Source organism: Acidovorax sp. JMULE5, from assembly GCF_013376875.1.
In the GTDB taxonomy this organism is placed as follows: Bacteria; Pseudomonadota; Gammaproteobacteria; order Burkholderiales; family Burkholderiaceae_C; genus Acidovorax; species Acidovorax facilis.
In genome coordinates this window covers 4330138-4350862 of sequence record NZ_CP035951.1, presented here as the reverse complement: position 1 = coordinate 4350862, position 20725 = coordinate 4330138, and the positions used below count along the sequence as shown (strand labels likewise).

General features: G+C 66.7%; 18 protein-coding genes and 1 pseudogene. 14 read left to right on the top strand and 5 right to left on the bottom strand.

The genetic code is table 11. The annotated features are described in order from the left end of the window. Window positions 1-21: 21 nt before the first annotated feature. Together EXV95_RS19805 and EXV95_RS19800 are read right to left on the bottom strand one after the other, a co-directional pair. Complete coding sequence (locus tag EXV95_RS19805) at window positions 22-717, bottom strand: response regulator transcription factor (RefSeq protein ID WP_176888156.1); 696 nt, start codon at window positions 715-717, stop codon at window positions 22-24. Beyond that, complete coding sequence (locus EXV95_RS19800) at window positions 714-1922, bottom strand: PAS domain-containing sensor histidine kinase (RefSeq protein WP_176888155.1); 1209 nt, start codon at window positions 1920-1922, stop codon at window positions 714-716. Before EXV95_RS19800 ends, EXV95_RS19805 begins: the two co-directional genes overlap by 4 nt. A gap of 90 nt (window positions 1923-2012) precedes the next feature. Here EXV95_RS19800 and EXV95_RS19795 point away from each other — a divergent pair, with 90 nt between their 5' ends. The 3 genes from EXV95_RS19795 to EXV95_RS19785 are packed head-to-tail and all read left to right on the top strand — an operon-like array spanning window position 2013 to window position 4725. Further along, window positions 2013-2864, top strand: a complete 852-nt coding sequence (locus EXV95_RS19795; protein WP_176888154.1) for an ABC transporter permease — start codon at window positions 2013-2015, stop codon at window positions 2862-2864. After that, window positions 2861-3376 carry a hypothetical protein gene (locus EXV95_RS19790; protein ID WP_176888153.1) on the top strand — a complete coding sequence of 172 codons (516 nt, stop codon included), beginning with the start codon at window positions 2861-2863 and terminating at the stop codon, window positions 3374-3376. Before EXV95_RS19795 ends, EXV95_RS19790 begins: the two co-directional genes overlap by 4 nt. After that, complete coding sequence (locus EXV95_RS19785) at window positions 3373-4725, top strand: GAF domain-containing protein (RefSeq protein WP_176889120.1); 1353 nt, start codon at window positions 3373-3375, stop codon at window positions 4723-4725. The genes EXV95_RS19790 and EXV95_RS19785 overlap by 4 nt, the downstream gene beginning before the upstream one ends. A gap of 3 nt (window positions 4726-4728) precedes the next feature. On the opposite strand, the gene EXV95_RS19780 is transcribed toward EXV95_RS19785, so the two are convergent. Together EXV95_RS19780 and EXV95_RS19775 are read right to left on the bottom strand one after the other, a co-directional pair. Continuing rightward, window positions 4729-5466 (bottom strand): hypothetical protein, encoded by a 738-nt coding sequence (locus EXV95_RS19780; RefSeq protein ID WP_176888152.1) that lies wholly within the window; start codon window positions 5464-5466, stop codon window positions 4729-4731. A 188-nt stretch (window positions 5467-5654) separates the two neighbouring features. Continuing rightward, window positions 5655-7244 (bottom strand): GMC family oxidoreductase, encoded by a 1590-nt coding sequence (locus tag EXV95_RS19775; protein WP_176888151.1) that lies wholly within the window; start codon window positions 7242-7244, stop codon window positions 5655-5657. A 129-nt stretch (window positions 7245-7373) separates the two neighbouring features. On the opposite strand from EXV95_RS19775, the gene EXV95_RS19770 reads away from it, so the two are divergent. From EXV95_RS19770 to EXV95_RS19725, 10 genes are all read left to right on the top strand, one after another. Further along, on the top strand, window positions 7374-8222 hold the full coding sequence (locus EXV95_RS19770) for a 3-hydroxybutyryl-CoA dehydrogenase (RefSeq protein ID WP_176888150.1): 849 nt from the start codon (window positions 7374-7376) through the stop codon (window positions 8220-8222). A gap of 208 nt (window positions 8223-8430) precedes the next feature. Further along, a complete protein-coding gene (locus tag EXV95_RS19765) occupies window positions 8431-9264 on the top strand; it encodes a crotonase/enoyl-CoA hydratase family protein (RefSeq protein WP_176888149.1) in 834 nt (277 codons plus the stop codon). Window positions 9265-9534: 270 nt separating this feature from the next. After that, the gene (locus EXV95_RS19760) at window positions 9535-9999 is read left to right on the top strand and encodes a MarR family winged helix-turn-helix transcriptional regulator (protein ID WP_176888148.1); all 465 of its coding nucleotides are present in this window, start codon (window positions 9535-9537) and stop codon (window positions 9997-9999) included. Window positions 10000-10071: 72 nt separating this feature from the next. Continuing rightward, on the top strand, window positions 10072-10488 hold the full coding sequence (locus tag EXV95_RS19755) for an organic hydroperoxide resistance protein (RefSeq protein ID WP_010462826.1): 417 nt from the start codon (window positions 10072-10074) through the stop codon (window positions 10486-10488). 4 nt (window positions 10489-10492) lie between these two features. After that, window positions 10493-10879 (top strand): DUF1304 domain-containing protein, encoded by a 387-nt coding sequence (locus EXV95_RS19750; protein WP_176888147.1) that lies wholly within the window; start codon window positions 10493-10495, stop codon window positions 10877-10879. A 131-nt stretch (window positions 10880-11010) separates the two neighbouring features. Next, the gene (locus tag EXV95_RS19745; RefSeq protein WP_176888146.1) at window positions 11011-11769 is read left to right on the top strand and encodes a metallophosphoesterase; all 759 of its coding nucleotides are present in this window, start codon (window positions 11011-11013) and stop codon (window positions 11767-11769) included. Continuing rightward, on the top strand, window positions 11766-13205 hold the full coding sequence (locus EXV95_RS19740) for a bifunctional serine/threonine-protein kinase/universal stress protein (protein ID WP_176888145.1): 1440 nt from the start codon (window positions 11766-11768) through the stop codon (window positions 13203-13205). Before EXV95_RS19745 ends, EXV95_RS19740 begins: the two co-directional genes overlap by 4 nt. Window positions 13206-13278: 73 nt before the next feature. After that, complete coding sequence (locus EXV95_RS19735) at window positions 13279-14373, top strand: DUF2855 family protein (RefSeq protein WP_176888144.1); 1095 nt, start codon at window positions 13279-13281, stop codon at window positions 14371-14373. A gap of 45 nt (window positions 14374-14418) precedes the next feature. Then, window positions 14419-15510, top strand: coding sequence for a serine/threonine protein kinase (locus EXV95_RS19730; protein WP_255484808.1), 1092 nt, complete (start codon window positions 14419-14421; stop codon window positions 15508-15510). 207 nt (window positions 15511-15717) lie between these two features. Then, window positions 15718-16431: a response regulator transcription factor gene (locus tag EXV95_RS19725; protein WP_176888143.1), complete on the top strand. Its 714-nt coding sequence runs from the start codon at window positions 15718-15720 to the stop codon at window positions 16429-16431. A 139-nt stretch (window positions 16432-16570) separates the two neighbouring features. On the opposite strand, the pseudogene EXV95_RS19720 reads toward EXV95_RS19725, so the two are convergent. Next, a pseudogene (locus tag EXV95_RS19720) lies at window positions 16571-19851 on the bottom strand (IPTL-CTERM sorting domain-containing protein). Window positions 19852-20354: 503 nt separating this feature from the next. Here EXV95_RS19720 and EXV95_RS19715 point away from each other — a divergent pair. Then, window positions 20355-20663, top strand: a complete 309-nt coding sequence (locus EXV95_RS19715; protein ID WP_055400148.1) for a hypothetical protein — start codon at window positions 20355-20357, stop codon at window positions 20661-20663. Window positions 20664-20725 lie beyond the last annotated feature (62 nt).

Genomic DNA, 20725 nt, shown 5'->3' with positions numbered 1-20725 from the left:
CGGTCGTGCAATGCACCGAATTCACTCTGCCGGTGCGCCACGCGCCAGCAGCGCAAGCTCCACATCGTTGCGCGCGCCGGTCTTTTCGAGGATGCGGGCGCGGTAGGTGCTCACCGTGTTGGGCGCGAGCTTGAGCTGCGCACCAATTTCGCTCACGCTCTGCCCGGCGGTGAGCAGGCGGAACACCTGGTGCTCCCGATAGGAGAGCGCGTCCACCCCGGCGGGCGTTCCCTGCTGGGCGGTGCGCACCACCCCGGTGCGTTCTAGTGCACCTGCCAGGGCTTGCGCGGTCGCCTCCGTCAGGTAGCGCCCGCCAGCGGCCACCTTGCGCACGGCGGCCACCATGTCGTCGGGATCGGCGCTTTTGTGCAGGTAGCCCGCTGCGCCCATCTGGATGCAGCGCACCGCGTATTGCCGCTCGGGGTAGGTGCTGAGCATCAGCACCGGCAGCGCAGGCCAGGCCTTGCGCAGCGCCTGCAGCACTTCGAGGCCGTCCATGCCCGGCATGGCGATGTCCAGCAGCACCAGGTCCAGCCCCGGTGTTCCCGTGGGCCCTTGCAGGGCGGCGACCAGCTCCAGCACCTCGCTGCCCTGTGTGGCCTCGGCGACCACAGTGATCTCGGGCATGCCATTGGCCGGGTCGCCCAGCACCTGCTTGAGCCCCTCCCGCACGATGCGGTGGTCATCCCCGATCAACACGCGAACCACGGAATTCATGACAGCTCCAGAGGAATCAGCAATTGCAGGCACGAGCCCTGCCCCGGCTCGCTGGTGATGCTCAACCGCCCCCCCAGCTGCCGCGCCCGCTCGCGCATGCCCATCACGCCATAGGCGGTGGGCGCCTCCAGGGCCTGGCGGGTGGCGCCCACGCCGTTGTCGCGCACGCGCACTTGCAGCACATCGTCCTGCACGTCAATCGCAATGTCGATGGCGCTGGCCTGCGCGTGGCGACCAACATTGCTCAGCATCTCCTGAAAGATGCGGAACACCGCGATGGCGGCAGGCTCGGGCAGGTGCAGGGTGGCAGGCACGTCCATCTGCCACGCCAACTCCAGCTCGGCCGACTGCACGAACTCCTGCGCCTGCCACTCCAGCGCCGCCCACAGGCCCTGGTGGTCCAGGATGCTGGGGCGCAGGTCGGTGATGATGCGGCCCACGTTGTCCACGGCGTTTTCGATCAGACGGCTCATGTTCTGGCATTTGCAGCGCATCTGGGTGCGCATGTCGCCTGCGGCCTCAGGCGTGCGCTCGCCCTGCTCGCCCAGGCGCTTGTGCAGCCAGTTGACATCCATCTTCAGCGCCACCAGCAGGCTGCCCAGCTCGTCGTGCACCTCGCGGGCGATGCGTGTGCGCTCGTCCTCGCGCACCTGCTCCGAGTAGGCCGACAGCTCGCGCAGCTGCGCCAGCGCCTGCGACAGCTCGTGGGTGCGCGCGGCCACACGGCGCTCCAGCTCGTCATTGGCGCGGGCCAGGTCGTCGTGCGCGCGCTGCAGCTCGTCGGCGGCGCGTTTGCGGCTGGTGATGTCCACAAACGCAATGACGGCACCCTGCACCTGCTCGCCTTCCAAAATGGGGTGGCTGGAATACTCCACGGCAAACGCCGAGCCATCGCGGCGCCAGAACACCTCGGTGTCCACCCGGCAGGGCAGGCCCTGGCGGAAGGCATTGAAGATGGGGCAGTCGCTGTCGGCATAAGGGCTGCCGTCAGGGTGGCTGTGGTGGGTGAGCGCGTGCATGTTGCGCCCCATCACCTCATCGGCCGCAAAGCCCAGCATCTGCGCGCCCGCCCGGTTGATGAACACGCAGTTGCCCGCCAGGTCGATGCCAAACACGCCCTCGCCCGTGGACTCCAGCAGCAGCCCCAGGCGGTTTTGCCAGAGGGCACTGGCACCGGCAGGCAGGTTCAGGACATGGGTGGGCATAGGGGCACCCAAGCAATGGCCGTGCCCAGGTGGCGACTAGGAACACATCGGGGACTGTGCGCCCGCCCGCCAACATCGCACAATAAGCGGATGCAAACAGTTACCCCGTCCTCCGTGGCCCCTGTGGCCCCGCCCCCGCCGTCGGTATGGCGCCCGCCCAGCCTGTCCGTCCGCTGGTGGCCCGTGTTCCTGCGCAACCTGCTGGTCTGGCGTAAGCTGGCCATCCCCAGCCTGGTGGGCAACATTGCCGAGCCGCTGATGTGGCTGGTGGCCTTTGGCTACGGCATGGGGGCCCTGGTGGGGCAGGTGAATGTGGGCGGAGCGGCGGGCGACACCAAGGTGCCCTACATCCTGTTCCTGGCCAGCGGCTCCATCTGCATGAGCGCCATGAACGCGGCCAGCTTCGAGGCGCTGTACTCGGCCTTCTCGCGCATGCACGTGCAAAAGACCTGGGACGGCATCATGAACGCGCCGGTCAGCCTGGACGACGTGGTGCTGGCCGAAATGCTGTGGGCGGCGTTCAAGGCGCTATTCACCGTCACCGCCATCCTGGGCGTCATGCTGGCGCTGGGTATCAGCCACAGCCCCAAGCTGCTGGTGGCCTGGCCGGTGTTGCTGTTCGTGGGGGTGATGTTCTCCAGCATCGCGCTCATCTTCAACGCCCTGGCCAAGGGGTATGACTTCTTCACCTACTACTTCACGCTGGTGCTCACGCCCATGATGTTTCTCTCGGGTGTGTTCTTCCCGCGCGAACAGTTGCCCCCCATCGTGCGCGCCATCTCCGACTGGCTGCCGCTGACCAATGCGGTCGAGCTGGTGCGCCCGTTGTTCATGGACCAGTGGCCCGCCCACCCCCTGCGCGATGGTCTGGTGCTGGTGGTGACCACCGTGGTGGCCTTCTGGGTGGCTCTGGCCCTGACCCGCAAGCGCTTCAAGGCATGACCGCACTGCTAGGCCCCAGCCATATCGCCATGGTGGCCAAGGGCGTGTCGGCCATCGTGGCGTCACGCGATGCGGCCCTACGGCCGAGCATCATGCGGGCCGTGGGCAGCCATATCAGCGGCGATGGGCGGGAGGTCACGGTGTACCTGCGGCGCAGCCAGTCCGAACAATTGCTGCAGGACATTGCGCACACCGGTGAGATCGCCGTGGTGTTCAGCGTGCCGTCCACCCACCAGACGCTGCAGCTCAAGGCCCGCCGGGCCACGCAGCGCCCAGCCCATGACGGCGACTTGCCGGTGTTGCAGGTCTACCTGCAGTCCATGGTGCAGGAGGTGGGCCAGGTCGGCTACGGGCCGCAGTATGTGGGCGCCATGCTGGCAGCGCCGCTGCAGGATGTGGTGGCCGTGAGCTTCACGCCCACCAGCGCGTTCGACCAGACGCCGGGCCCGCGCGCAGGCGCACAGTTGTGTGCGCCACCCACATCACCCTCACCACCTACGCCGCAGCCATGAGCACCGCAGCGCCGTCCCTGCACAGCATCCGCCCCTGCCTGGAGGGGGCGATTCCCGCCGTCATGGCCACTTGCGACCCTGACGGCACACCCAACGTGGCCTACATCTCGCAGGTGGTCTATGTGGATGTGGCACATGTGGCGCTGTCGTTCCAGTTCTTCAACAAGACCCGCCAGAACATCCTGCGCAACCCGCGCGCGTCGGTGCTGGTGCTGGACCCGGTCACCGCCCATTTTTACCGCCTGCACCTGCTGTACGAACGCACCGAGGACAGCGGGCCGGTGTTCGAAAGCATGCGCGCGCAGCTGGCGGGCATTGCGTCGCACGCGGGCATGGCCGAGGTGTTTGAACTCAAAGGGGCCGACATCTACGCGGTGGAGCGCATCGAGTCGGTGGCGGGCGAAGGCCTGCCGGCACCGGCGCCGCGTTCCGGCTTGCTGCACACGCTGCGCCTGTGCAGCGAAGGCATCGCGCGCTGCTCGGGGCTGGACGAATTGCTGCAAGGCGCGCTGCAGGGTCTGCAGGACAAGCTGGGCATCCAGCACGCCATGGTGCTGATGCTGGATGCCAGCGCCCAGCAGCTTTACACGGTGGCCAGCTGCGGCTATGCCACATCGGGCGTGGGTTCAGAAATTCGGCTGGGCCAGGGAGTGATCGGCATGGCCGCGCGCGAGCGCACGCCGGTGCGCATCAGCCACATGACGCACGCCGCCCTGTACAGCCACGCCATCCGCGAAAGCATGGACGCACATGCCGCACCCGATGCGCCCCCGTTGCGCGGCCTGGACATCCCCTACCCCGGCCTGCCAGAGCCGCACAGCCAGGTGGCGGTGCCACTGCTGTCGGCCGGGCGCCTGCTGGGCGTGCTGTTTGCCGAGAGCCCCGAGGACATGCGCTTTGGTTTCGAGGATGAAGACCTGCTGGTGGCCATTGCGGGCCAGCTGGCCGCCGCCATCGACCTGCTGCAGGCCGCACCTGATGCGCCCGAGCCCCCGCCCGCTCCCGCTGTAGCACCGCCGGTGAGCGGCAGCGCGCTGCGGGTGCGCCACTTTGCGGCCAACGACAGCGTATTCATCAACGACGACTACCTGATCAAGGGCGTGGCGGGCGCCATCGTGTGGAAGCTGCTGCGCGACCACCAGCACACCGGGCGCGTGGACTTCACCAACCGCGAACTGCGGCTGGACCCCGCCCTGCGCCTGCCCGATGTGGCCGACAACCTGGAGGCCCGCCTGCTATTGCTGCAGCGCCGCCTGCAGGAGAACTGCCCGCACATCCACATCGAAAAAACAGGGCGCGGGCGTTTTCGGCTGTGCGTGCTGCGCCCAGTGGTGCTGGAAGACGCTTGAGGCTCAGTGCACAAGGCCGGGCACCACCGGCAGGCCCAGGCTGCGCATCAGCTTGGTCCACTCAGGCTGCGTGAGGTGCGGCTGCACTTGCGCCAGCACCGCCGCCAGCACAGGGGCAGGCGCATGTTGCTGCATGTCCGACAACATGGCCGTGCGCTCGGCGGGTGACATGTAGGGCACCATCCAGCGGGCCACCACCATCATTTCGTGCGGCGGGATCGAGGCCACCAGCGCATCGTGCACGCCCGCCAGTTCCGCGTCGGTGTAGCACTGCCAGAGCACGCGGTTGTGCGCAGTCTCTTCCACGTGCATGTGCTCGAAGTTGTGCGCCACAAACAGCGCCAGCTGGCGGTACAGGGCCTGGGTGGCTGCGGGGCGTGCGGGGTTGGCACAGGCCATCAGGTGGTTTACACCGTCCGCCAAAGCGGCGATGGCCTGTTCGTGCTCCACATGTTCACCGGCAATGCTCTGGCTGGATCCGGGCTGGCGCGCCTCCATGGCGGCGTGCACGAACTGGTTCTCGTGGTGCAGGTGGGCGCTGCACAGGTCCAGCAGCTGCATCACGCGGTCGCAGGTGTGGGCAAACTCCAGGTCGTCCTCGACATCCATGCGGCCCAGGCCCAGCAGCGTGTCGGCCATGAAGGCGCGCAGCGCCTTGTGGATGCTGGCGTACATGTCCATGCGGGGGGCGGCGGGCTGGGCTTGTGTCAGTGCGGCAATTTCGCGGGCATCAATCTTCATCACGTTCTTTCATGGCCTCGGTGGGCTCTTTCAGCACCTTTTTTTGGGCGCCGGGCCGGGTGCACCATGCACCCGCTTCCATGCAAAGAAGTCTAGAAATTCGCCGCGCTTTTGCCTGTTAAAAACTCCTTAAACAGACCCTTTGAAAACCTTAAAAATCGCGTTCCGGGCACCAAACGTGAAATCGTTCACGGCGCGGCGCGCAGCAGGTCCACCGCTTTTTCAGCAATCATCACCGTGGGCGCATTGGTGTTGCCGCTCACTATGCGCGGCATGATGGACGCGTCCACCACACGCAGGCCCGCGAGGCCATGCACACGCAGTTCGGCATCCACCACATCCAGCGGCCCGGGCCCCATGCGGCAGGTGCCCACGGGGTGGTAGATGGTGTCGGCGTACTGGCGGACGAACTGCTCGATCTCGGCATCGCTGCGCGCACTGGCCGAGGCCGCCAGCTCCTTGGCGCCGAACTTCGCGAGCGCCGGTTGCATGAGGATCTCCCGTGTGCGTTTGAAGCCACGCACCATGCGCGCCATGTCATCGGGATCGGCCAGGAAGTTCGGGTCCACCAAAGGCAAGGTCATGGGGTCGCGGCTGGCCAGCATGACCGAGCCCCGGCTCTTGGGCTGCAGCAGGCACACGTGGGCCGAGTAACCATGGCCGAACACGGTCTTGCGCCCGTGGTCCACCAGCTTCCCGATCACAAAGTGCAGCTGCAGGTCGGGCGCTGGCTCGGATGGGTCGCTCTTGATAAAGCCCCCCGCCTCGGCAAAGTTCGTGGTCAACATGCCCGTGCGGTGCTTGCGCCATTCGGCAATGCCGCGCAGCGTCTGCGCCATGCCCGACAGTGACAGGCCGAACAGGTCCTTGAGCTCGGGTGCGTCCAGCACCTGCACCACGTCGGGGTGGTCGTGCAGGTGCTGGCCCACGCCCGGCAGGTCGTGCAGCACCGGGATGCCGTGTTGCCGCAAGTGTGCGGCAGGCCCCACGCCCGACAGCATCAGCAGCTGCGGCGACAGCAGCGCGCCTGCACTCAGCAGCACCTCGCGTGCCGCGCGCACCTGCTGGAGCGTACCGCCCTGGCGGTATTCCACACCCACGGCGCGCGTGCCCTCGAACAGGATGCGCGTGGCATGCGCCCCGGTGATGACCTGCAGGTTGGGCCGCGCCAGGTGCGGCGTGAGGTAGCCCTTGGCAGCGCTGTGGCGCTCGCCGTTCTTGTGCGTGACCTGGTACAGGCCCACGCCTTCCTGCGTGGCGCCGTTGAAGTCGGTGTTGTGCGGGTGCCCGGCCTGCACACCTGCGTCGGTGAAATATTGGCTGAACCGGTTGGGCGCACGCAGGTCCGCCACGTTAAAGGGCCCGCCCCGGCCGTGCCAATCGTTGGCACCGCGCTCGTTGTTTTCGGCGCGCAGGAAGTAGGGCTTCACATCCTCCCAGCCCCAGCCCGGGTTGCCCTGCGCGGCCCAGTGGTCGTAGTCGGCGTGTTGGCCCCGGATGTAGACCATGGCGTTGATGGAGCTGGAGCCCCCCAGCACCTTGCCGCGTGGCTGGTAGCCGCGCCGGTTGTTCAGCGCGGCCTGCGGCGTGGTGTTGAAGCCCCAGCCGTTCAGCTCGAACTTGGCCATCACGGCCAGTCCAGCCGGGCAGTGGATGAGCACGCTCTTGTCGGCAGGCCCCGCCTCCAGCAGGCACACGCGTACGGAGGGGTTCTCAGTCAGACGGCCGGCCAGCACGGAGCCCGCCGAGCCGCCGCCGATCACGATGTAGTCAAACATGTTGTGGTGTCTCCTCCGCCATGCTGCGCAGCGGCTTGTTGGTTCAGGTTTGACGCACGATAACCGAACGGTCGTGCGATTCGCCTTACCATTCCGTCCATCCGTTTCACTTTGAAGAGGGCTCTCTATATGACGATTCAGACCGTAGGCATCATCGGCGCAGGCACCATGGGCAACGGCATTGCACAGGCCTGTGCGGTGTCGGGCATCCATGTGGTGATGGTCGATATCTCGGATGCTGCAGTGCAAAAAGGCCTGGCCACTGTGGCCGGCAGCCTGGACCGCCTGATCAAGAAGGAAAAGATCAGCGCCGCCGACAAGGACGCCGCCCTGGCGCGCATCAAGACCTCCACCAGCTACGACGACCTGAAGGCTGCGCAGCTCGTGATCGAGGCTGCCACCGAAAACTATGAGCTCAAGCTCAAGATCTTGAAGCAGGTGGACGCGCTGGTAGCGCCCGAGGTGTTGATCGCATCGAACACCTCGTCCATCTCCATCACCAAGCTGGCCGCCGCCACCAGCCGCGCCGACCGCTTCATTGGCATGCACTTCTTCAACCCCGTGCCCATGATGGCGCTGGTGGAGATCATCCGTGGCCTGCAGACCAGCGATGCCACGCACGACGCCGTGAAGGCCCTGGCCGAGGCCCTGGGCAAGAGCCCCATCACCGTGAAGAACGCGCCCGGTTTTGTGGTCAACCGCATCCTGGTGCCCATGATCAACGAGGCCTTCTTCGTGCTGGCGGAAGGCCTGGCTACACCCGAGGACATCGACGCGGGCATGAAACTGGGCTGCAACCAGCCCATCGGCCCGCTGGCACTGGCGGACATGATCGGCCTGGATGTGTGCCTGGCCGTGATGGACGTGTACCTGACCGAGTTTGGCGACAGCAAGTACCGCCCCTGCCCGCTGCTCAAGGAAATGGTGGCCGCAGGCCGCCTGGGCCGCAAGACGGGGCAGGGCGTGTATTCCTACTAACCCCCTGAGTCGCTTCGCGCCTTCCCCCTAGCAGGGGGACGCCCCCAGCGCGGCGGGGCGGCCCTTGCGCGGGGGCACTGGTAAGGCGCCGCGCCGGGTTTTGAAGCCGCGGCCGCATGGGAGCCCTGCGCACATGCGTTGTCCCCCTGGGGACGGCGCAGTCCGCGCACCGGGTTTTCAATCGTGGAAACGAAAAGGAGACCCGGCCATGTCAGAAGCCAACACCACCACCCCATCCAGCACCACGCCCCCGCCCGAGGGCTGCATCGACACCCTGGTGCTTGGCCACGTGCTGCTGATCGGCATCAACCGCCCTGCCAAGCGCAACGGCTGGACGCCCCCCATGTTCCGCCAGCTGGCTGAGGCCTACACCCGCCTGGATGATGACCCCGACCTGCGGGTCGGTGTGCTGCATGCCATGGGTGACCACTTCACGGCCGGACTGGACCTGCCCGCCGTGAGCGCCTACATGCAGCGCGGCGAAAAAGCCATCCCCGAAGGCCTGGTGGAGCCCCATGACTACGGCCTGCCCGGCTACCGGCGCCGCACCAAGCCCATGGTGGTGGCGGTCAAGGGCATCTGCTTCACCGTGGGCATCGAGCTGATGCTGGGCGCCGACATCGTGGTGGCGGCCGACAACTGCCGCTTCTCGCAGATGGAGGTGCAGCGCGGCATCATGGCCACGGGCGGCGCCACGCTGCGCATGGCCGAGCGTGCGGGCACGGGCAATGCGCTGCTGCACCTGCTGACGGCCGACGAGTTCGGCAGCGCCGAGGCGTACCGCCTGAACTTTGTGCAAAAAGTGGTGCCGGCTGGCCAGGAGCTGGACGAGGCATTGGCGATTGCCCAGCGCATTGCCGCCCAGGCGCCGCGCGCGGTGGTCGCCACGCGCCTGAATGTGCTCAAGGCCATCGAGCAAGGCCAGGCGGCTGCGGTGGCGGACTTCATCCCGGTGCAAAAGCAACTGGCCAACAGCGAGGACGCCGCTGAAGGCGTGCGCGCATTTGTCGAGCGACGGCCCGCGCAGTTCAGCGGGTGCTGAGGGCCTGGTGGTTCGTCGTCGGCCGAACCACTACATGCCAAATTTCAAGCCTAATCGGCCGCTAGCGCATATGAATCATGCGCTAGCAGCTCTGCTATTGATAGCAATTTTCCGAGAGTGAAGGGGCACAGCGCCCCCACATGCGCCAGCGGAGCGCGCGAATAGCACCGATGGCGCGGCGCCGCTCCCCCACCGGCACAATCCCATTCATTAACAAAGTTTTTCACAATTCAATTGCGCGCAATTGAATTCACGCTCACAATTCACCCCATGCCCAGCCACAGCACACCCCACACTCCCAGCCCCGCCATCCTGCGGCTGGACAACCAGGTCTGCTTTGCGCTGTATTCCGCCTCGCTGGCGATGACCAAGCTGTACAAACCGCTGCTCGACCAGATCGGGCTGACCTACCCGCAGTATCTCGTGATGCTGGTGTTGTGGGAACAGGACGGCGTGACCGTGTCCGAGCTGGGCGAGCGCCTGTTTCTCGACTCCGGCACGCTCACGCCGTTGCTCAAGCGCCTGGAGGCGCAGGGCCACATTGCCCGGTTGCGCGATGTGCAGGACGAGCGCCGCGTGCGCATCACCCTCACCGCAGAGGGCCGCGCGCTGCGCGATCAGGCCGAAGCTATCCCGCAATGTGTGCTGCAAAGCAGCCAGTGCTCGATTGCCGAGCTGACGGCCCTGACCACCGAACTCAAGCAGCTGCGAGACCGGCTCGGCCAGCAACGCTGACGGCCTGCAGACAACGCAAGAACCGATTCCCTCCACCGCCCGCCAGTGGGCAACAACCGCAAGGAAGACACCATGACCAAGCTCGAAAAAGTCCTGTACACCGCCAAGTCCCACGTGACCGGTGGCCGCGATGGCGCCGCCAAGACCGATGACGGCCGCCTGGAAGTCAAGCTGTCCTCGCCCGGCACGGCCGGCACCGGCACCAACCCCGAGCAGCTGTTTGCCTCCGGCTACGCAGCCTGCTTCATCGGCGCGATGAAGGCTGTGGGCGGCAAGATCGGCATTCCCGTGCCCCAAGACGTGTCCATCGACGCTGAAGTCGACCTGGGCCCCATCCCGAACGCCTACGGCATCGCCGCCCGCCTGGCCATCAGCCTGCCCGGCCTGGACAAGGAAACCGCCCAGAAGCTGGTGGACGCAGCCCACCAGGTCTGCCCCTACTCCAACGCCACGCGCGGCAACATCGACGTGACCATCACGATCGTCTAAGACCATGGGCCGCCTGCTGATTCCCCGCATCGCGGTGGCCCTGGTGGCCATCGAGCATGTGTACATCCTCGTGCTCGAAATGTTCTTCTGGAACAAGCCGCTGGGGATGAAGACGTTCAACCTGGCCCAGGAGCTGGCCGACGCCACCACCACGCTGGCGGCCAACCAGGGGCTGTACAACGGCTTTCTGGCGGCCGGTCTGTTTTGGGGGCTGTTCACCGGCAACCGGGTGTTCAAGATCTTCTTTTTGGCCTGCGTGATCGTGGCCGGGGTGTTTGGCGCCGCCACCGCAGCGCCCAAGATCTTCTTCAGCCAGGCGCTGCCCGCGATCATCGCGCTGGGCCTGGTGCTGGCGCTGGACAAAAAGCCCGCCGCACAACGCAGCCTCTGAGCTTTCAAATCCATAGCTACTACCGCCCTATAGACGGGCGGTAGCAGCTATTTTTTTGAATCTGGGCAAGCGCTGCTGACTGCAAGCTGGCATTCAGCCATGCGCGCGATGATGGGGCTGGAGACAACCCCATGAAAATCGCCCTGCTGTCCGACATCCACGCCAACCGCCAGGCCCTGGACGCCTGCCTGCAACACGCCCGCGCCCAGGGCGCCGAACAATTTGCACTGCTGGGTGATCTGGTGGGCTACGGCGGCGAGCCCGTGGCAGTGGTGGAGCAGGTGCGCGACCTGGCCCAGCAAGGCGCCCTGTGCGTGCTGGGCAACCACGACGCCATGGCTCTGGCCCCCCCCGCCAACCCACGCAACCGCAGCGAGCTGGGCGCGCAGTGGACGCACGACCAGCTCGGCAACAGCCACATCGCCTTTTTGCAGTCGCTGCCACTCACCGCACGTCTGGGCAGCAGCGCGCTGCTGGTGCATGCCAGCGCCGACATGCCAGCGCAATGGCGCTATGTCGAGGACTCCAACGCCGCCGAGCGCAGCATGACCGCCGCGCAAGGCATCGACCCCGCTATCCGCTACGTGTTCTGCGGCCATGTGCATGAGCAGGTGCTGTACTTCCTCACGCCCACCGCCAAGCTGATGCGTTTTGCACCCGAGCCCGGCGTGCCGGTGCCCGTGCCACCGCACCGCCAGTGGCTGGGCATCGTGGGCTCGGTGGGCCAGCCGCGCGACGGCGATGCGCGCGCCATGTACGCACTGTTCGACGACACCGCCAGGCAGATCACCTTCTACCGCGTGCCGTATGACCACCTGGCCGCCGCCGCCGCCATCCGCGCGGCAGGACTGCCCGCGTTTTATGCCGACAGGCTGGAGCATGGTCAATGAAACTGCTCGAACCCGGCACCGAGATCGACGGCTTTCGCGTGGTGGACTGCATCCACGCGGGTGGCATGGCCCACATCTACGCAGTGGAATACGCGCAGGCCGACCGCAGCCCCGGCTTTCCCATGGCGATGAAGATCCCGCGCATGACGGCAGGCGACGGGGCCGAGAACATCGTGAGCTTCGAAGTCGAGCTGCAGATCCTGCCCGTGCTCAGCGGGACGCATGTGCCGCGTTTTGTGGCGGCGGGCGACCTTGTGCGCCTGCCCTACCTGGTCATGGAATACATCCCCGGCCAGACACTGCAGCACTGGCTGGACGAAGGGCCTGGCCGCTGCGACACAGCAACCATCGCACGCCTGGGCGCGGCCACCGCGCGCGCGGCGCACAGCCTGCACCAGCAGAACGTGTGCCACCTCGACCTCAAGCCGGCCAACGTGCTCATCAAAGATGATGGCACGGCCGTGCTGCTGGACTTTGGCCTCTCGTGCCACGCGCACTACCCCGACCTGCTGGCCGAGGAAATGCGCCAGGCCGTGGGCTCGCCCGCCTGGATCGCCCCCGAGCAGGTGGTGGGTGTGCGTGGCGACCCGCGCAGCGACATCTTTGCCATCGGCGTGATGTTGTACGAACTGGCCACGGGCGAGCTGCCGTTTGGCGCCCCCACCACCAGCGGCGGCATGCGCCAGCGCCTGTGGATGACACCCGCGCCACCGCGCAAGCACCGCGCCGATATCCCGCCCTGGCTGCAGGAGATCATCCTGCGCTGCCTGGAGGCCGAGGCCTCCCACCGCTACCCCTCGGCTGCCCATCTGGCGTTTGATTTGTCGCACCCCGACCAGGTGCTCATCACCGAACGCGGCGAGCGCACGCAGGGCACACCCGTGCGCACCCACCTGCGGCGCTGGCTGCGGGCGGCGGGCATGCACTACACGCCCAGCCCCCTGCCCGCGCAGCAGATCGAGGAGACCCCCATCCTCATGGTGGCGGTGCCCCATGCCGACGTGACGGACGCCACGCTGTACTCGCTGCGCCAGGCCGTGGCGCGGTCGCTGGGCATCCGCCCCGGCGCGCGGCTGGCCTGCGTGACCGTGGTGTCGCCCAGCGCCAGCAGCCACAGCGACAGCAACCGCAGCGAAACCACCCTGCACCGACACCACATCGCACGCCTGCGCCAGTGGGCGCAGGGCCTGGACCTGTCGGGCCACCATGTGAGCTACCACGTACTCGAATCGGGCGATGTGGCCCACGCGCTGGTGCGCTACGCAGCCAGCAACCATGTGAGCATGATGATCCTGGGCGCGGCCACGCACGGGCTGCAGACCCAGCGCTTCATCGCCACCGTGCCCATGCGCGTGGCGCGCGATGCGCCCTGCACCGTCATCCTGGTCAAGCAGGCGCTGCCCTTCGAACAACTGGCCCAGGCATTCCCGGGCTGATGGGTTGCCAAGGCTGTCGCCGAGGTGGCGCGGTCCCCTTGAGCCACGCCGGGCTTTCGTTTAGCGTTGGGGCATGAGCACCACCACCCTCCTCGTGCGCCAGGACCAGCTGGCCACCACCCGCCTGTTGACTGCCGAAGACTCCGCCCTCGCCGACGGCCGGGTCCGCGTGCGGGTCGAGCAGTTCGCGCTGACCTCCAACAACATCACCTACGCCGCGTTGGGCGACATGCTGAACTACTGGCAGTTCTTCCCCACCGGCGAGGCCGGCTGGGGCATCGTGCCCGTGTGGGGGTTTGGCACGGTGACCGAGTCATTGCATCCCGACGTGGCGGTGGGCGAGCGGCTGTACGGCTACTGGCCCATGGGTACCCACACCGTGCTCTCGCCCCACCGCGCCAATGCCGTGGGCTTCAGCGACGGAGCACCCCACCGCGCGAGCCTGCACGCCGTCTACAACCACTATCTGCGCACCAGCACCGACCCGCTGTACCGCGCCGACAACGAGGACGTGCAGGCGCTGCTGCGGCCGCTCTTCATCACCTCGTGGCTGATTGACGACTTCCTGGAGGACCAGCAGTTCTTTGGCGCAAAGCGCATGCTGCTGTCCAGCGCATCGAGCAAGACGGCCTACGGCACCGCGTTCCAGCTGGCGCAGCGGGGCGGCATCGAGGTCATCGGCCTCACCTCGCCCGGCAACGTGGCCTTCTGCGAAAGCCTGGGCTGCTACAGCCGCGTGGTCACCTACGACGCGCTGGACCAGATCGACGGCGCCACGCCCAGCGTGTACATCGACTTTGCAGGCAGCGTCGGACTGCGCCAGCGCATTCACGCCCATTTCACCGGCCTGGCCTACAGCTGTTCGGTGGGCGCCAGCCATGTGCAGGACCTGGGTGGGGCGGGCCAGTTGCCCGGCCCGCGCCCGGTGATGTTCTTTGCGCCTGCCCAGGTCAAGAAGCGCCATGCCGACTGGGGCGCGCAGGGCCTCAACGACCGCCTGGTGGCGGCGTGGAACCAGTTCAGCGCCGCCGTACAGACCGCCACCCTCCCCTGGCTGGTGGTGCAGCACCACGCGGGGCCCGAGGCCACGCAGGCGCTGTTTGCCGCGGTATTGGCCGGCAACAGCGACCCGCGCGCCGGGCATATCGCCACGATGCAGGCGGGCTGACGCCCCCAGCCCGGGCTGCGGCAAGGCTGGCAGCGACAATGGGGCATGACCGCACTGCACCCCGACGACGCCGACCACAACTACAACACCGCCAGCGCCAACACCGCCGACACCGCCACCGACCAACACCCTTACGCCCGCCTCACGCCCGACCATGTGCTGGACGCACTGGCCGAAGTGGGACTGTACGGCGACGGTCGCCTCATGGCCTTGTCGTCGTACGAAAACCGGGTGTACCAGGTCACGCTGGAAGATGGCGAGCGGGTGGTGGCCAAGTTCTACCGGCCGGGCCGCTGGCGCGAGGCACAGATCCTCGAAGAACACGCCTTTGCGGCCGAGCTGATGGCCGCCGAAGTGCCCGCCGTGGGCCCGCTGGTGCTGAACGGCGCCACCTTGCACCAGCACGATGGCTTTGCGTTCTCCGTCAGCCCCTGGCGCGGGGGGCGCCAGCCCGAGCTGGACGACTTCGAGGTGCTGGAATGGATCGGCCGCTTTCTGGCGCGCATCCACACCGTGGGTGCGGCCCAACCGTTTGCTCACCGGCCGCTGCTGGACCTGGAGACCTTTGGCACGGCATCGCGCGACTGGCTGCTCACGAACGAGATCATTCCGCTCGACATGCAGGCCACCTGGAAGGCCCAATGCGACAAAGCTCTTGAATTGATAGCTTCCAGCGCTTATCCATCAAGCGCTGGAGCCTCATTTGGCTTAGAAAATGCGACAGCAATCCGCCTGCATGGCGACTGCCACCCCGGCAACATCCTCTGGACTCCGCTGGATGAATGGGGCCGGGGCGGCCCGCATTTTGTGGACCTGGACGACGCGCGCATGGGCCCGGCCGTGCAGGACCTGTGGATGCTGCTGTCGGGAGACCGGCGCCAACGCACCCACCAGCTCGGCGCACTGATCGACGGCTACGAGCAGTTCCGCAGCTTCGACCGCCGCGAACTGGCGCTCATCGAGCCGCTGCGCACGCTGCGCCTCATCCACTACAGCGCGTGGCTCGCGCGCCGCTGGCAGGACCCGATCTTTCCCGTCAACTTCCCGTGGTTTGGCACCAGCGACTACTGGCGCGGGCAGGTGGACATGCTGATCGAGCAGATTGAGGCCATGCAGGAAGAGCCCCTGGTGGCGTGAGATGAACGCGCCCTGAGGCGCCTGCGCTGCGGTGTGTTGTGGTGCAGGCCGCTGCGGTGCCCCGGAGAGGCACCCGATGGCCCGGGCATTGCAAACGATTGTCAACCCGTGTGCACAGGGGCGCGATGTCGCGCAACATCCAGAGACGCCTTCCTGGAAAGGCGTTTTCTGACTTGCGAAGGGCGCCTGCGCCCGAAGACCGACACCATGCGCATTGCCGTCCTGCACGACGACCCCCTCTTGCCCGACATGATCCGGGGCGCCCTTGAGCGCCACCACCATGTGTGCCATTTCTATACCAGCGGTACGAGCCTGCTCAAGGACACACGGCACGAAACCTTTGACCTGCTGATCTCTGGCTGGCACCTGCAGGACATGGACGGCATCGAGGTCATCCAGCGCCTGCGCGAGATGGCCGGCCAGCAACTTCCCATCCTGCTGGTCACACGCCGCAATGAAGAACGTGACGTGATCGAAGCGCTCAACCGGGGCGCGGACGACTACATGGTCAAACCCCTGCGTGTGGGGGAGCTGGCCGCCCGCGTTGCGGCCTTGCTGCGGCGGGCATACCCGCAGGCCATGGGCCAGCAGCTGGTCTTCGGCCCCTACCGGTTCGATCCGGAGAAGCGGCTGTTGTCCCTGCACGGCGAGACGCTGGCGCTGAAGAACCTGGAGTACGAACTGGCCCTTTTCATGTTCCGCAACGCGGGCCGCCTGTTGTCGCGCGCGCACCTGCGCGAAGCAGTGTGGGGCGAGCGCAGCGAGGCGCCTTCACGCTCGCTCGACACCCACGTTTCGCGCCTGCGCACCAAGCTGCAGTTGACGCAGCAGGCCCACGGCTATGCGATCACGGCCATCTATGGCATGGGGTACCGGCTGGACACGGTAGACACGGTGACCCTGGCGGACCCACGCGGCTGAAACGCCGCGCGCAGGACGGCGCACAAGCCGCCACGCGCTCCTTCCCTGAACAAAAAAGGCCAGCACGCTTTGCAGCGTGCTGGCCTTTTGGCGTTCAGCCCGCCGCCGCGAAGTGATTGCGGCGGCGGTGGCGGCCGGGCTACCGGCGGCGGCCCATGGCGGGTTGCTGCCAGGCCATCAGGCCCAGCAATGCAGCCAGCAGGATCAGGCCCCATTCCGACAGCGTCGGAATGTTGCTGGCATTGCCCGTCACCGTCGTCGAGGCGCTGGACGTGTTGTTGCCAGGATTGGTGTCGCCCGGTGCATCCACCGTGGCAGAGTTCACCAGAGGACGCGCACCGCTGTAAGGGGTGGCCAGGGTGGTGTTGATCGTGAAGGTGCGCGATGCCCCCACCGCCAGCGCTCCGACGCCGCAGCGACGGTCCCGGCCGCATTGACGCAACCTGGCGCTGAAACAAAGTTCACCCCGGCGGGCAGCACGTCCACGACCTGCGCTCCATCACTGGCCAGCGGGCCATTGTTGGTGACCACCAGGGTGTAGGCGAGCGCCGCGCCAGGCGCAAGAGGACCTGCCGGCGCTGTCTTGTTCAGTGCCAGATCCGTGGCCACGGTAAAGCGGCGCGCAGTGGTGTCATGGGTCACCACGTTGTTGGCCAGCGTGGTCTCGGTTTCGTCCACCACCACACTCGCCTGGTTGAAGGCCGTGCCGCTGGTGGCGCCATTGACGGTAAGGGTCTCTGCGCGCATGACGTAGGTGATGGTGGCGCTCTGGCCGCTGCTGAGCCCCGGGAAGCTACAGGTCAGCGTGCCGCTGGTCGCCCCCATCGTGGGTTCGGTACACGCACCGCCTGCATTCACCGTGAGCGCGCCCTGGTAGCTGAAGGTGGCCGTGGGCGAGGAGCCCGGTGCGGGGAAGATGTCGGTCATCACCACATTGGTGCCGAACGACGGCCCGCTGTTGTTCACCGTGATGGTGTACGTCGTCGATTGGCCCAGGTCTACCGGGTCAGAGCTGTCCACCTTGTTCACCAGGATGTCCAGCTGCGCGGCAGTGACCGGGGTGCTGGTGGTGGCGCTGTTGTTGGCGGTGTTCGACTCGGCGGTGGCCGTGGTTGCAGCCACGCTGTTGACCACCGTGCTGCCCGTTGCACTGCCCAGAGGGCGCATGCGGTAGTTCACCGTCTGCTGCGTGCCGGAATTGATGCTGGCCCAATTGCAGGTGAGCGTTCCGCCCACCGTGCCCGCGGCGATGGGCGCGCAGCTGCCGCCCCCGCTCACGCTCACGATGTCGATGAACGCTGCGTTGGATGGCAGGGTGTCCACCATCTGCACGGTCTGTGCCGTGGAAGGCCCTGTGTTGCCAATCGTCGCCACGAAGGTGATGGGCGCCCCGGCCGCGACCGTGGTGGGTGTCGCCGTTTTGGCTGCGGTCACATCCACGATGGCCGTGACCTGGCTGGTCACGCTGCCACTGTTGTTGGCCTGATTGGGGTCGCCCACGTCGGTGGAGCGCACGGTCGCGGTGTTAATGCGCGGGCCAGTGACGGCAATGCTGGGGCGCACCACCACGGTCACGGTGGCCTGCGCGCCGGAGTTCAGCGTGCCCAGGTTACAGCTCAGGTTCTGCGAGGTGCCGTTGGTGACAGCGTTGGGCGTGCAGTTGCCTTGCGAGGCCACGGCAGATTGAAACCCCCCGGTGTTCACAAGACTGCCCAGCGTATCCGACACCACCACGTTCGTGGCAGCGGCCGGGCCGACGTTGTCCACCGTGATGACATAGGTCAGGTTCTGGCCCGCGACCACAGGGTCGGGCGCAGCGGTCTTGGACACGACGCGCAGGTCGGCCTCGGTGGCCGTGGAAGTCACGCCCACGCCCACGCAGTTGTTTGCGCCATTGCTGTCCACGCGCACGCCAGCACCCAGCGCCACGCAGGCGTTGTTGGTGGCGGTGCCAGTGCCCGTCAACACGGCCGACACCGTGACGACAGGGGCATTGGTATTGGCGTTCAGGCCGGTGGAGCGTGTGCAGCTCCAGTTGCCTGGGCCAGAGAATGGCAAGGCATCGCAGGCCCAGCCCGTGGCACTGACCAGGCTGTTGAGCGTCACGCCCGCTGGCACCTGATCGGTGATGGTGATGGCCTGGCCATTGGGCACCGCCAGAGGCCCGGTGTTGCGCGCGGTCAGCGTGTAGTTGAATGCCTGGTTCGGCACCACGGGGTTGATGCTGGCCGTCTTGGTCAGTTGCATGTCGGCGTCGTTGCTGGCCGTCACGTTGACCGAGGCCGAGTTGTTGGCAGGCACCGGGTCCGACAGCGCCGTGCTCACGCCCGCCGTGTTGCCCAGCACACCTGCGTTGTCCGCCGTGGCGGTCACAGTGATGGTGGGCATGTTGCTGAAGTTGGCGCCGGTGTATTCGGTGCGCGTGCAGGTGATCGTGGCATCACAGACCCAACCTGAACCCGTGGCAGACACGAAGGTGAGCCCTGCTCCCAGCGTGTCGGTCACCGTGACGGGCTGGCCCGCCAGCGACACCCCGCCATTGAGGCGCGGGGTGAGCGTGTACACCACGTTGGATCCCTGGGCCACGTTGGAGCTGGCGGCTGTCTTGGTGATGGACACGTCGGCGCCGGAGGTGGAGGTCACGTCCACCGACGTGGTGTTGTTCGCGGTATTGCCGTCGGGCATGGCCGAGGTGTCGGGCTTGATGCCATCAATGGCAAAAGCAGCCGTCACCGTGCCATTGACGTTGGACACGGCGGGAACCGTCAGCACCGAGGCGGACGCGCCACTGGCCAGGGTGCCCGTGCGCGTGCAGGTCACATTGCCGCTGCTCAGCGGATAGCCACCCGATGGCGTGCAGGACCAGCCCGTGCCTGTCGGAACAGAGGTAATCGACGCGCCGGCTGGCACCGTGAAGATGATGCGCTGGCTGCCATCGGCGGCATTCGGGCCGTTGTTGGTGGCCTGCAGCCCATAGCTGTAAGCCTGCCCGGCCACCACATTGGCGGCAGAAGGTGTCGCCACCAGCGCAAGGTCGGCCGCCTGCGTGGCGGTGGTGTCCTGCACGCTGTTGACGTTGTTGCTGGTGTTGGGATCGGTCGTGGCGCTGCCAGCCGTGGCGGTGTTGGTCCAGACCCCGGCGGAAGGCAGCCGCACCCGGATGGTCACGGTCTGGTTGCTGTTGAACGGGATATTGCCCAACGTGCAATCGACGACACCAGCCGCCTGACTGCAGGTGCCTGCGGTGGTGGCCACATCCACGAACGTGGAGCCCACCGGGAGTGTGTCCGTCAGCGTGACGCCCGTGGCGCCGTTGGGGCCGTTGTTGTCGATGCGCAGCGTGTACGTGAAGATGCCGCCTGCGGGCCCGGGGTCCGGCGAATCCGCATGGTTGACCACCAGGTCGGCAGACTGCGCCATGGCTGCACCCGCAAACAGGCCACCCGCCAGCAAGAGCCAGCGAAAGCGGCGTACCGCACTTTGCACAGGGCGCGGGGCACTCTGCGCCTGGGGGTTTGCAGGGCTTGCGGCCGGCTGCACGAGCCCGCTGGATGGCTGCGCGCGCCAGAAGGCGCAGGCGCTCATCCATGGGCGCGTCAATCGATAGGGCATCAAAATTCTCCTGAGGTGAATGGCTTCAACTTCCGGCCACGCCGCAACCTCACCAGGCCCCGAGGGGCTGGCAAAAAATGCAGGGAGTGCGTGGATGTGCCGTGGCCGCCACGGACCAAGGCTGGGTTGGAATCTATCGACGACGGACAGCGCAATCCGCCCAGCAACAATCGTTAACAGTTGCGAGCGGTATTGCGTATTGTTTGCACCACGGGTGCACGCCATCCCGGTTGGCAGCACGGGTGGTGGACCGGCTGGGGGCCCCTGGGCTATGCTGCGCCATCTTCGATCTACCGCGAGTTGGCCCACCCATGAAGGACATGTTTCGCACGCTCCTCTCCATTCGCCAGAAGCGCAAGCCCGCCCCCGTGGGGCCTTTGCCCGCCGTGGGCACCGTGATCCTGCGGGGGCAGGTCAAGATGGCCGTCACCCATCCGCTGCCCAGGGAGCTGTGGGACTGGCTGGTGCTGTCGGGCTGGCGCAACCTGCCGGTCAAGAACGACCGGCGCAAGGGACTGCGTTTGCCAGAGGGCGCGCTCAAGGAGCTGATCGACACCCCCTCGCAGGAACGCAACCAAGCACACAGCCGCATCCTGGAGCAGGCCCAGCCCGAAGATTGAGCGGCTTTGTAAAGCCCCATAAAAAAACCGGTGGTGCCAGGCACCACCGGTTTTTACTACTA